This window comes from Sphingobium sp. LSP13-1-1.1 (assembly GCF_040676415.1).
In the GTDB taxonomy this organism is placed as follows: domain Bacteria; phylum Pseudomonadota; class Alphaproteobacteria; order Sphingomonadales; family Sphingomonadaceae; genus Sphingobium.
Window position 1 is genome coordinate 305666 of sequence record NZ_JBEGHU010000012.1, and the last position, 11803, is coordinate 317468.

An 11803-nucleotide genomic window follows, 5' to 3' on the forward strand; every position below is an offset into this window, starting at 1 on the left:
TTCGGCGAACCCGTTGCCTCAAGCGCGCCCGCCGATCAACCCTGTTGAGGGCGTCCCTCGTCCGCCGCGCTGGTCATGGCGAAGATGCCGGTGGCGTTGCCGGTGTCGAAGGCAAGGTCCAGCCTGCCGGTTTCCGGATCGATGTCGCGGCTGATGAATTCGTAGAATGAGCCGGGAACGCGGCGCAGTTCGTTGCCGGCAAAGAGCCGTTCGACCGTGTCGGCGCGCAGGGCGGTCTGCCGCACCCGGCCGGTGATCGAGATCTCCAGACGCTCCTTGATCGGCCAGTCCTGCGTCTTCAGCCGTTCCGCCAAAGCGGCGACGTCCGCCACCCGGTCCGTCGCATGGTTGAAGGCATTGCCCTCCGTCGCGATCCAGCCCGCTTCATGGGATCGGGAGAGCAGCAGTTCATAATCCTCCATGCTTGGCGGCTGGTGCTGTCGGTCGAAGGCGGCCACGATCGCGGGCAGGGCGGCGGCCGCCTCCGCCCGCGTGACGGGGCGATTGTCCGCGAATTTTTCCAGCACGGCCTGCGCTTCCGGTGTCAGCGGATCGCGGGACGTGCCGAACACCCGCGCCGCGGCTTCGGCAAATTCCGGGTCGAAGCGGTCGGCATGCAGTTCCGACAGGAAGAATTGCGGGATCGATTCGGGCAGGTCGACATGGCGATAGGCCCGGCCCGTCATCCGCAGCCGGTCGAGCGGGTAGACCGCCGCCATCTCATAGCCCAGGGGCAGCAATATGCGGGTGAAGGCCTCCTCGCCCGGCGGCAATTGCCCGGTCGCACCCTCGACCAGCCTTACGGTGCGCAGCGCGCCATGGTCGAACACCACCCTGCCGCCGCGCGCCAGCCGGTCCGCGACATAGGCCGCCCCGCTCGGCACGCGCTGGAGAAGATCGTGGAACAGCGCGACGTTCATCGCCATGGCGAAGGCGGCGCGGGAAACATGGGGGCCGCTCTGTTCGGTCAGGCGGCTGTCCAGATCGAGCGCGGCCAGCGCCGCCCGGGCCGGTTCGGGGCCAAGAAACCCCTCGACCAGCGCATTGATCACCGACAGATTTTCCACCGACATGGGACGCTCCGTGCTGAGTTTCCATTATCGCATGGTTGAAATAAAATTCCAAGTCGTAGCAAGAATTACATCTTCTTTGGCATGCACTCCGCGCCGGCCGCCTTGATCGCGCTGCACAGCCGGGTGGCGTCCGCGCTGCTCGCCAGGGGACCCGCCTGCAGGCGGGTCACGCCGCCGCTGGTCATGATATAGGGCTGATAGCCGGACAGGCCGCCCACCTTCGCGCTGAGTTGCGTCCAGAGCGTGCGGGCGCGCGCTTCCGCGCTGAAGGCGCCGATCTGCACGCGCCAGCCGCCGCTTGCGGGCTTGGGGAGAGCGGGCTTGGAGGCGGTCGGCCTGGCTTCCGGGGGCTTGGCTGCGGCTGTCTTCGCGGGTGCGGGCCGGGGGGCCGGTTCGGCCGTCCTGGGTGCGGACGAAGCGGAGGGCGGCAGTTGCGCGCTCCGCACCGGGGCGGGAGCTTCCCGCATGACCGGCGCGGGCCGGCGAGGCTCATCCGCCGCCAGGCTGCTGTTCTGCTGGCCGATGGAGCGGGCCATGGCGACGGCCTGGTTGCGCTGATCCTGCGGAATATATTTGTCCATCTGGCGGAGGCTGGCTGTTGCCTGGGCGAGGCCGGATTCGGACGCCCGCGTCATCAGCGCATAGGCGCGTACCCAGTTCTTCGCGGTCAGGTCTCCGTTGAACAGGGCCGTGCCGACGATATATTGCGCGCGCGGCTCGCCCCGCTCGGCGGCGCGCTGAAGATAGGGGAGGGCGCCAGCCCGGTCACCCTGCTGGAACATCAGCAGCCCCAGATTGTCCTCGGCCCGCGCATGGCCCTGCCTTGCGGCCTTGCCGTACCAGTCGATCGCGGCGGACGGATCGGTCTTCACTCCACGGCCCAGCTTGTAGGCCTGGCCCATGTTGAACTGCGCGTCGGGATCGCCGGACTGCGCCAGCGGCTGCCATATGGCGACGGCCTTGACATAGTCGCCCTGCTGCCAGGCATCGACGCCTGCCTTGACGTCGGCCAGCGCTGGTTGCGCCAGGATCAACACCGCGCCGGCGGCCAGCACGCCACAGATATGCTTCATGCTCATGCTCCCAAGGGTTCCTGCCCGGTCTATGCCACGGCAAGGTTAATAGCGACTTAGCATTAAGAACATCGCCTTTTTACCGGCTGTCAGGCTTCCACGCGGATTAACCAATTCTTAGGCGGGCCTGTGGCAATCCTGCCATGCATTGGTTTTCTGGGGGAAGTTGCGTGCGCATTTTGGCATTGGCATCGCAAAAGGGGGGGTCTGGCAAGACGACCCTGTCAGGGCATCTGGCCGTTCAGGCGCAGATGGCTGGCGCTGGTCCGGTCGTGCTGATCGACATCGATCCGCAGGGTTCGCTGGCTGACTGGTGGAACGAGCGCGAGGCCGAATATCCCGCCTTTGCCCAGACCACGGTCGCGCGTCTGGCGGCGGACCTTGAAATCCTTCGCCAGCAGGGCTTCAAGCTGGCCGTCATCGATACGCCGCCGGCCATCACCATGGCGATCCAGAGCGTCATTTCCGTAGCCGAGCTGATCGTCGTTCCAACCCGTCCGAGCCCGCATGACCTGCGCGCCGTGGGCGCCACGGTGGACCTGTGCGAAAGGGCGGGAAAGCCCCTGATCTTCGTGGTCAACGCCGCTACGCCCAAGGCGCGCATCACATCCGAAGCGGCGGTCGCGCTGTCGCAGCACGGCACCGTCGCGCCGGTCACGCTGCACCACCGCACGGATTTCGCCGCATCGATGATCGATGGCCGCACGGTGATGGAGGTCGATCCCAATGGTCGATCCGCCAGCGAAGTCGTGCAGCTTTGGACCTATGTGTCCGACCGGCTGGAAAAGAATTTCCGTCGCACCGTCTTTTCCGTTCCGCACAATGCGGTCGGCGCGGCGGGGACGGCCCGTCCGACAAGCGGTGGCTTCGGCCGCCGGGTCTCGCAATAAGGGAAGGGGAGCATCATGGTCGAACCGAAACCTCTCGCTTCGCTGACTTCCGGCCTGCTGGCGCGCAAGGGCGCCGCCTCGCCCGCCATGCGCCGCCCCGTCTTCGGCATGACCGCCGGAGCGACGGCGCTGCAGGAGGATCTGGGCTGGAACGACATGGGCTTTGACGTGACGCAGCCGGAACCGGCGCCGTCCGAAGCCCGCTCCGTTGCCGGCTTGACGCCCATGACGGCGGTTCCCGCCGTGGCGCCGGTGCCCGCCGTGGTCACCGAACGCGAGGAGCTGGCCGAACGCATTGCCGAAGCGGCTGTGCCCGCCAAGGTCGAAAAGGCCGGGAAAAAGCCCCGCGCCTCCGCCGTGGCGAAGGGGCGCAAGGCCGCCTTCACCCTGCGGCTGGATGCCGACCGCCATCTGAAGCTGCGTCTGGCCAGTGCCATTGTCGGCCGGTCCGCGCAGCAGATGGTGACCGAAGCACTGGACGCTTATCTTGGCAGCCTGCCGGACGTCGACCGGCTGGCCCAGCAACTGCCGCGCGCCCGCGGCGACAATTAAGGGTTGGGAAGCGATGAAGCGCAACGCCTTCGCCAAAGCAGCGGTCGCGTCGATGATGATCGGCACGACCATGGTGGGATGCACCGGGGCGGCGTTCCGCACCGCCGCCGTCGCGCCGCAACAGCCCGACCGTCTTGCGGCCGGCGTCGAGAAGGCGCTGGCGGATCGCGAGGGTGCCCGCGCGGTCGACCTGGCCGAGGCGGCCGTGCAGGCGGCGCCGCAGGATGCCCGCTACCGCCAGTTGCTGGGTCGCGCCTATGTCGCTGACGGTCGCTTCGCATCGGCGGAAACCGCTCTGTCTGACGCGATGACGCTGGGCAATGGCGATGCGCGGACCATCATCACCCTTGCGCTGGTGCAGGTAGGGCTGGGCAAGGATCGCGCCGCGCGCGACCTGCTCGCAAGCCATGCCGACGTCCTGCCCGCCGCCGATTATGGCCTGGCCATGGCGATGGCGGGCGACGCGCCGGAGGGCGTGCGCATCCTGTCCGAGATGATCCATGATCCGTCGGCCAATGCCCGCACCCGCCAGAACCTGGCCTATGCCTATGCGCTGGCCGGACGATGGAAGGATGCGCGCATGATGGCGGGCTTCGACCTTGATCCGCTTGCCGCCAACCAGCGCATCACCCAATGGGCGCAGACCGCCGCGCCGGGCCTTTCGCAGCAGCGGGTCGCCGCCCTGATGGGCGTGACGATCGACGGCGCGGACGCCGGGCAGCCGGTTGCCCTTGCGCTGGCGGCGCCGGTGTCGGCACCCGTCGAGTCGTCGCCAGTCCAGTCCGCCGAAGTCCGGTCCGCCGAAGCCGCTCCGGCCGAGCAGGCCGTCGAGGCCGCGCCAGTCGAAATCGCCGCCGCCGATCCGGCACCCGCACCTTCCCCGGTCACATTCGAGGCGCCGGCACCGATGATCCAGGCGATCGCCGCACCGGTTCGCGAGGTTTCGCGTGGGATGGCGCCCGTCCGTGCCACGGCGGCCGCACGGTTCCAGCAAGCTGCCTTCCGCTTCAGCGGAAAGGACGATGGTCATTGGGTGGTCCAGCTTGGCGCCTATGACAATGCGGCCATTGCCAAGGAAAAATGGTTCTCCATGGCTCGCCGCAACGGCGTGCTGGCGAATTTGCCGGTCGTTACCAGCCAGATCACGGTGAACGGCGCCACCTTCGCGCGGTTGGCGGTCGGCGGTTTCGACGCACGTGCGGAGGCGGTTGCGCTTTGCCGCGCGATCCAGGCGCGGCGCGGCCAGTGCTTCGTGCGCGAAAATGTGGCCGACGCAACGCCGCAGCGCTGGGCGTTGGCGACCAGGGGCCGCCAATACGCGTCACGCTGAAAAAAAGTCGGCGACCAAAGGGATATGATTTGCGGGCGGCACCCATGGTGTCCGCCCGCAAATCTTTTCAGGAGGCCGGTTTGATGCCGAAAATTCTCTCGGCATTTCGATAGGCGATCCGCTCCAGCTTGTCGGGAGTAAGGGGGGCGGAGCGGATGAACGCAACCGCCGGTTCCGTTCGTTCATAGGGGTAGTCGATTGCGAACATGATGTTGTCCGCGCCGACGACCTCCTCCGCGAAGGCCAGGGCCTGGTGCCAGTTCACACCGCTGGTGGTGATCGAGATATTGGACCTGAAATATTCGCTGGGCATTTTCCCGAGCACCGGCCGGAGCGGCGGTTTGGCCAGCGTCACCATATTATGGTGCATATGGTCGATGCGGTAGAACCAGTAAGGCAATCCCTCGCCCATATGGCCTATCACGACCTTGAGGTCGGGATAGGCGTCGAACAGGCCGCTGGAGATCAGGCGGATCACATGAAGCCCGGTTTCAGCGCCATATCCGTAGATCGCGCCCCACAGATTATAATCGCGAAACAGCGGCGCCATGGTCGGATTGGGCGTGCGCGGGTGGATGTAGACCGGCGCGCCGGTTTCGGCCGCGGCTTCGAACAACGGCCAATATTTGCGGTCGTCCAGATATTCGCCACGGGTGTGGGAATTGATGATGATGCCGTTCAGCCCCAGTTCGCGCCGGGCGCGGCGGATTTCCATGATCGCGCCCGGCACGTCCTGTGGAGGAACGGAGGCAAGCGCCGCATAGCGGCGGGGCTGGTCCGCGACAATCCGCGCCAGCCGGTCATTGGTCAGCCGCGCGAGCCGAAGCGCGGAAGCATTGTCGAACGATTGCACGGCCGGCGCGGTCAGGCTGAGCACGTGCATGTCCACGGCATTTTCGTCCATTGCCGCTTGGCGAAGCTGCATGTCCAGGAGGCGCGCATGAATGTCCCCGATATGCGCAAGCATCTGGAAGGCGCGGACCTCATCCTCCTCCAGCCCGCGCGCCGGCAGTGCCGCCATCGCCTCCATCCACTCCGGGCAGGCCCAGGCCTCTTCGACGGCGATCAGGCGCAGGGGGGAGGGGGGTGCGGCGGCGGCGCGCGTGGCCAATGCCCCCGCCACGGTCGCGCCGCCAGCCGCTAGTAGGGCGCGACGATCCATGCTGACGCCTGGGAAAGTCGGTCCGGTCCCTGCCATGATGTCCTCCATTTGCTGACCTGTATATTGCTGGCCCGGTCTATGCCGGTTGTTCCGCCAGTCTGCTGTTGCGAACCCGTTGCCCCATGCCGAGAGAAGCGCGCGGGACGGGGGCGCCAACCCGCCCCGCGACGCGATCAGAAGCGTACCGTACCGCGGATGCCATAGGTGCGCGGTGGACGGATCTGATTGTAGATCACGCCCGACTTTGCGGGGCTTTGAACCGAATTGGCGAATACCAGCCTATTTTCGATATTGTTCACGAACGCGGTCACCGCCAGCTTGCCCGAAGCCGTTTCATAGGTGAGGCGCGCGTTGGACATCATGTAGCTGCCCTGCCGGCCCAGCGACAGATAATCCAGCGACAGATAGCGCGAGCTTTCGATGCGGGTGTCGATGCCCGCCCTGATCCGGCCGGTGCCGCCAAGGTCGAAACTATGTTCATAGCCGGCGTTCACCACCCATTTCGGCGCATTCACCAGCGGACGGCCGGAGCAATCGACATTGTAGATGCGCGCGGCGGGCGAGGCTCCTGTCAGCGACGATGGCGTCACCGCGCAACCGATCACCGGCGCGGGGCCGCTGGTGGAATAGGCCTGATAGTTGAGGTCGTCATATTTGGTGTGGAGATACTGGACATTGAGCGACAGGACGCCGTCGCGCATGACCTTCCACAGCATTTCCAGTTCCGCGCCATAGAGGGTCGCGGCGCCCGCATTCTCCGTCGCGAAAACCGGACCATATATCGGGCCGCCCGGCGTCATGGCGACCTGGACCGGCGCCAGATGCGAAATCTGCTGGTCCTTGTAATCCCAGTAGAAGGCCTCGACATTGAGTTGCAGCCGGTTGTCCAGGAACCGGTTCTTGCTGCCGATGGTGTAGGCGGTCAACCGTTCGGGGCGGGAAAAATTCTGCCCCAGCGCAGAGAAAAGCACGCCTGATTTGAAGCCCGTGGAGACGGTCGCGTAAAGCAGCGAGCGGTCGGCGACGTCATATTCCACGCCGGCCTTCCATGTCACCTTGCTGAAATTCACGTCGGACGTGGCGTCGGTGCGCAGGTCGAGGATGATTGGCGTGAAGTTGGGGAAGGCGGGCGGCACGAAGCCGACAAAGGGATAGGTGTGCGCTTCCGTATCCTGCTTCTTGTTGTCATGGGTATAGCGCAAGCCGCCGGTCAGGCGGAAACGGTCGGTCAGCGAATAGGTCGCCTCGCCGAATACCGCATAGCTGTTGGTTTCCAGTTCCGAGTTGATGCGCGTGCCGTTGCTGCCCTGGTCGAAGAACTGGCGGGCCGACACGCCCTCCACGAAATAATAGGAGCCGAGCACCCATTTCAGCCTGTCGCTCTGATTGGCGAGGCGGGTTTCCAGCGACATCTGGTCCGATTTCTCGGTCACGTCGATAAGGAAGCTGGACGCGTAGCCGAGGAAATCCAGATTTGTCCTGCGCCAGGCAGGAATGACCGTCAGTTCCGCAAAGCCCAGATCGGCGTTGAGGGTCGCGATCGCGCCATAATATTCATTGTCCTGATAGCCATCGTCGCGGGCGATGATCTGAGGCACTGGAAGTGTGGGCGGGCTCGCCAGATAGGCGGCGATCACGGCCGGGTCGCTTGGGCCCAGCCGCTTCTTGCCGGCCAGCAGAGGCATGATCGTGCCGCCCGATCCCATGCCGCCGACATGGCCATAATCGACCATCAGATTGGCATTGAACCCGCCGCCCGTATCGAAGCGCAACTGGCCGCGCAGCGCCCATGTGTCCTCGTCGTCATAACCGTCGCTCATATAGCCGTCATGCCTGGCGCGCTGGCCCGAAATGCGCAGGGCCGCCTGGTCGCCCAGCGGCAGGTTGATGGCGCCGGAGGTCTTGAAGGTGTCGTAATTGCCATATTCGCCGGTCAGGAAGCCGGAGCTTTCCCCCAGCTTCGGCTTGGCGGTGATGACGTTGACGGCGCCGCCCGATGCATTGCGGCCATAGAGCGTGCCCTGCGGCCCTTTCAGCACCTCCAACCGCTCCAGGTCATAGAAGAGGGCGGCCGGTGCCGCCGGACGGGACAGATAGACGCCGTCGAGGTTGAAGGCGACGCCCTGTTCGGCAAAGGCGTTCGCCCCGAAGGTGCCGATGCCGCGAAGGTAGATCTGGGTAAAGGAGGAAGCCGGCGCGACTTGCAGCGCGGGCACGAGGCGGGTCAGGTCATCGGCCCGCGTGACGCTCTGGTTGACCAGCACATCGCCGTTCACGGCGCTGACCGCAAGGGCGGCGCGCTGGAGATTTTCCTCGCGGCGCTGCGCGGTGACGATGATATCGGAAAGGCCGTTGCCGGAGGCGGCAGGATCAGGCCGGGCATCGCTTCCTTCCTGCGCGACAACCGGACTTGCCAGCGCCAGCGCGGTGATTGCGACTGATGAGCGGAACAAGGTTCTGCACAGCATTTCTCTCTCCCCAGATGTTCTTGACTATCGTTATTTTCATCCTTGCAGGGGAGTTGTCATAATGGAAATGATTAGTTTTTATTGTTATGTAACAAATTTGGTTATGGATAAAATGGAGCGACAATGCGGTACAAGGGTCTGGATCTGAACCTTCTGGTCTGCCTCAACGCGTTGCTGGAGGCGCAGAGCGTCACGCGCGCGGCCGAGCAGCTCAATCTCAGCCAGCCTGCCATCAGCGCAGCCCTGTCCCGGCTCAGGGCGTTCTTCGGTGATCCGCTGCTGGTTCCGCATGGCAAGCGGATGTTGCCGACGCCGCATGCGATGCGGCTGCTGCCGGCGATCACGGCTTTGCTGGGCGACGTCGATTCGCTCATCAGTACGTCCCCCTATTTCGATCCGGCCACGAGCAACAGGACGTTCAAGCTTTGCGTGTCGGACTTTCTGTCCAGCGTGCTGATCGCGCCGCTGCTGCCGAAGATGGAATTGGTGGCGCCCAATTTGCGGATACAACTCGTGCCCCTGAGTGACGAGGCCACGGCGGAGCTCGACCGGGGCGAGACCGACATGCTGCTGGCGCCTGAAATCTATATCAGCGAGGATCATCCCGCCGAACTGTTGTTCGAGGAAGAACATGTCGTTGCCGGCTGGAATGAAAACCCGATGTTCGCAGGCGCGATCGACATGGACCAGTTTCAGGCCGCCGGCCATGTCGCCGTGGAGATCGGGCGCGTCAACCGCGCGTCCTTTGCCGAATCCTTCATGCGGTCGCGAGGAATAGAGCGGCGGATCGAGATTCGCGTTTCCTCCTTCACCCTCATTCCTGAATTTCTGGTCGGAACGGCTCGTCTGGCTGTCATGCATCGACGATTGGCGGAGAGGGCTTCGCTCCATTATCCGATCAAATCGGCGCCGCTGCCGTTCGACATGCCGGGCATGCGGGAAATGGTGCAATATCACAGGGCGCGGGCTGACGATGCGGGTCTGCGCTGGTTGATCGGGACGCTGATGGAGGCTGCCCCTCAAAATCCATGAAATCGATAAAAGACTATAAAAAGAATTATTTTTGAGGATGATCCGTTTCCGGCTAGTTTTTGGGCAATAGAAAAGACGGCGTGCGGCAGTGACCTGGAAGAAGGTCTGCCTGCGGGGAGGGATGCGGCGGTGGCGGCATCGGTCCGTGCGACGCCTTCACGGAGAGCCTGGAATGCAAAAATTGATCATGCTGATCGTCGGAGCGGGCATTGGCGGCCTGTCCGCCGCGATTGCGGCACGCCGCGCCGGCCATGAAGTGCTGGTGATCGAGCGCGATCCTGAATGGTCGGTCTATGGTGTCGGCATCATCCAGCAATCCAATGTCCTGCGGGCCATGGATCAGCTTGGCGTGCTGGAGAATTTCCTTGATGCGGCCTGCGGTTTCGACGCCGTCGAGGTTTTCGCCCCGGACGGAACCCGGGTGGCGCGTATCCCCACGCCCCGGCTGGTCGAGGGCAAGCCGGCGAATGTCGGGATTGGCCGGCGCGCCCTGCAGGGCGTTCTGGGGAACAGCGCCAAGGGGCTGGGTGCGCAAATCCGGCTCGGCGTGACAGTGGAGAGCCTCTCGGATGATGGTGCGCAAGTCCATGTGACCTTTTCCGATGGTTCGGCGGGCGCATTCGACCTGGTGATCGGCGCGGACGGCGTCTATTCGCAGGTCCGCGACCTTATCCTGCCCGACGCGGAGCGCCCGGTGTTCACCGGGCAGGCCGTATGGCGATATAATCTGCCGCGCGATACCGATCTGGATGCGTTGCGGGCCTATAACGGGCCTATCGGGGTGGGACTGGTGCCGATCGGGCCGGAACTCATGTATATGTATGTCACCACGCCCGAGCCGGACAATCCGCGCTATCCGCGCCAGGGGCTGGCGGCGGCCATGCGCGGCAAGCTCGCCAATTGCGCGCCGGCGATCCGCGCACTGGCCCAACAGATCACCGACGATGATGGCGTCGTTTACCGCCCGCTTGAAGGCATGATGGTTCATGGTCCGTGGAGCAGGGGACGCGTGGGTTTGCTGGGCGATGCGGTCCATGCCACGACGCCGCATCTGGGGCAGGGGGCGGCCATGGCGATCGAGGATGCGATCGTCATCGTCGACGAGCTTGGGAAGCACGACAATGTCGAGGCGGCCTTGAAGGCCTATCGCGATCGCCGCCATGAGCGTTGCCGTTATATCGTCGAGAGCAGCCTGGCCATCTGTTACGGCCAGTTGGGCAAGGGCCCGCTGGTGGACAACCACAAGGCGACGGCGGAAATGTTCGCCGTCGTATCCCAGCCACTGTGAAATCCCTCATGCAACAAGGAACCCGGCAATGAGCCGCGTCACTGAAATCCGCTATATTGGTTATGGCGTCACCGATATCGAGGCCGAACGCCGCTATTATGGCGAAGTCTTCGGGCTTGATCCCGTTCCCTCCGACGATGGTCTTGCCTGGTTCAAGGCGCCCGGCCATGGCGAGCATCATGTCGTGCGGTTGCGGCCGGCGGACGAAAACCGGGTCGATGTCATCGCCCTCGCCGCGGAGAGTCGTGCCGATGTCGATGCCCTGTGCGGCAAGGTGGCGGCGGCGGGCGCGAAGATCGTGCATGAACCGCGCGACCTGACGACGCCGGGCGGCGGCTATGGCTTTCGCTTCTTCTCGCCCGACGGCCTTCAGTTCGAGATTTCGAGCGATGTCGAAACCGGGCCGAAGCGCGAACTGACACGCTGGGAAGGGTTGCCGGTCAAGATCAGCCATATCGTGCTGCATTCGCCGGACCATCCGGCGCTGGTCAAATTCTTCACCGACGTGCTGGGCTTCAAAATATCCGACTGGCTGGGCGATTTCATGTGTTTCCTGCGCTGCAATTCGGCGCACCACCGCATCGCCATTCTTCCGGGGCCGTCGTGCCTAAACCATGTGGCCTATGACATGCTTTCGGTCGACGACATGATGCGCGGCGTGCATCGGTTGAAGCTGAAGAATGTTGACATCGGCTGGGGTCCGGGGCGGCACACGGCCGGCAACAACACGTTCAGCTATTTCGTGACGCCGAACGGTTTTGTCACGGAATATACGTCGGAGCTGGAAGAGGTGGATTTCGAGACGCGGGAGCCGACCGTCTACACGCCCGCGCCGATGGTCATGGACCAATGGGGGATCGGCACCGGCGGGCCGCAGACCCTGCCGCATCCTACGCCCAATCCAGGGCTGTTCGTGGCGGTGGAGGCCTGATCGC

General features: G+C 64.5%; 10 protein-coding genes. 6 read left to right on the top strand and 4 right to left on the bottom strand.

The window, feature by feature from the left end; translation table 11 throughout:
- Positions 1-35 precede the first annotated feature (35 nt).
- The gene (locus tag MRBLSP13_RS09065) at positions 36-1073 is read right to left on the bottom strand and encodes a 2-oxoadipate dioxygenase/decarboxylase family protein (protein ID WP_363735053.1); all 1038 of its coding nucleotides are present in this window, start codon (positions 1071-1073) and stop codon (positions 36-38) included.
- A 65-nt stretch (positions 1074-1138) separates the two neighbouring features.
- Positions 1139-2152 (bottom strand): SPOR domain-containing protein, encoded by a 1014-nt coding sequence (locus MRBLSP13_RS09070; RefSeq protein ID WP_363754049.1) that lies wholly within the window; start codon positions 2150-2152, stop codon positions 1139-1141.
- A 164-nt stretch (positions 2153-2316) separates the two neighbouring features.
- Between MRBLSP13_RS09070 and MRBLSP13_RS09075 the strand changes: the two genes are divergently transcribed.
- From MRBLSP13_RS09075 to MRBLSP13_RS09085, 3 genes are read left to right on the top strand one after another with little or no spacing between them, the layout of a single operon-like run.
- Positions 2317-3036 carry a ParA family protein gene (locus MRBLSP13_RS09075; protein WP_363754052.1) on the top strand — a complete coding sequence of 240 codons (720 nt, stop codon included), beginning with the start codon at positions 2317-2319 and terminating at the stop codon, positions 3034-3036.
- Positions 3037-3051: 15 nt separating this feature from the next.
- The gene (locus tag MRBLSP13_RS09080; protein ID WP_363735050.1) at positions 3052-3588 is read left to right on the top strand and encodes a hypothetical protein; all 537 of its coding nucleotides are present in this window, start codon (positions 3052-3054) and stop codon (positions 3586-3588) included.
- 13 nt (positions 3589-3601) lie between these two features.
- A complete protein-coding gene (locus tag MRBLSP13_RS09085; RefSeq protein ID WP_363754054.1) occupies positions 3602-4918 on the top strand; it encodes an SPOR domain-containing protein in 1317 nt (438 codons plus the stop codon).
- Positions 4919-4985: 67 nt separating this feature from the next.
- Here the strand turns inward: MRBLSP13_RS09085 and MRBLSP13_RS09090 are convergent, their stop codons facing one another.
- Together MRBLSP13_RS09090 and MRBLSP13_RS09095 are read right to left on the bottom strand one after the other, a co-directional pair.
- Positions 4986-6080, bottom strand: a complete 1095-nt coding sequence (locus MRBLSP13_RS09090; RefSeq protein WP_363754057.1) for an amidohydrolase family protein — start codon at positions 6078-6080, stop codon at positions 4986-4988.
- Between the two features lie 173 nt (positions 6081-6253).
- Positions 6254-8548: a TonB-dependent receptor gene (locus tag MRBLSP13_RS09095; RefSeq protein WP_363754060.1), complete on the bottom strand. Its 2295-nt coding sequence runs from the start codon at positions 8546-8548 to the stop codon at positions 6254-6256.
- Positions 8549-8671: 123 nt separating this feature from the next.
- Between MRBLSP13_RS09095 and MRBLSP13_RS09100 the strand changes: the two genes are divergently transcribed.
- From MRBLSP13_RS09100 to MRBLSP13_RS09110, 3 genes are all read left to right on the top strand, one after another.
- The gene (locus MRBLSP13_RS09100; RefSeq protein ID WP_363754063.1) at positions 8672-9580 is read left to right on the top strand and encodes a LysR family transcriptional regulator; all 909 of its coding nucleotides are present in this window, start codon (positions 8672-8674) and stop codon (positions 9578-9580) included.
- A 172-nt stretch (positions 9581-9752) separates the two neighbouring features.
- Positions 9753-10868, top strand: a complete 1116-nt coding sequence (locus tag MRBLSP13_RS09105) for an FAD-dependent oxidoreductase (protein ID WP_363754066.1) — start codon at positions 9753-9755, stop codon at positions 10866-10868.
- A 28-nt stretch (positions 10869-10896) separates the two neighbouring features.
- On the top strand, positions 10897-11799 hold the full coding sequence (locus MRBLSP13_RS09110) for a VOC family protein (protein ID WP_363754068.1): 903 nt from the start codon (positions 10897-10899) through the stop codon (positions 11797-11799).
- Positions 11800-11803 lie beyond the last annotated feature (4 nt).

Coding starts and splice junctions, on each gene's coding strand:
- MRBLSP13_RS09065 (WP_363735053.1), bottom strand. CDS start 1,073: ATGTCGGTGGAAAATCTGTCGGTGATCAATGCGCTGGTCGAGGGGTTT.
- MRBLSP13_RS09070 (WP_363754049.1), bottom strand. CDS start 2,152: ATGAGCATGAAGCATATCTGTGGCGTGCTGGCCGCCGGCGCGGTGTTG.
- MRBLSP13_RS09080 (WP_363735050.1), top strand. CDS start 3,052: ATGGTCGAACCGAAACCTCTCGCTTCGCTGACTTCCGGCCTGCTGGCG.
- MRBLSP13_RS09085 (WP_363754054.1), top strand. CDS start 3,602: ATGAAGCGCAACGCCTTCGCCAAAGCAGCGGTCGCGTCGATGATGATC.
- MRBLSP13_RS09090 (WP_363754057.1), bottom strand. CDS start 6,080: ATGGATCGTCGCGCCCTACTAGCGGCTGGCGGCGCGACCGTGGCGGGG.
- MRBLSP13_RS09095 (WP_363754060.1), bottom strand. CDS start 8,548: ATGCTGTGCAGAACCTTGTTCCGCTCATCAGTCGCAATCACCGCGCTG.
- MRBLSP13_RS09100 (WP_363754063.1), top strand. CDS start 8,672: ATGCGGTACAAGGGTCTGGATCTGAACCTTCTGGTCTGCCTCAACGCG.
- MRBLSP13_RS09105 (WP_363754066.1), top strand. CDS start 9,753: ATGCAAAAATTGATCATGCTGATCGTCGGAGCGGGCATTGGCGGCCTG.
- MRBLSP13_RS09110 (WP_363754068.1), top strand. CDS start 10,897: ATGAGCCGCGTCACTGAAATCCGCTATATTGGTTATGGCGTCACCGAT.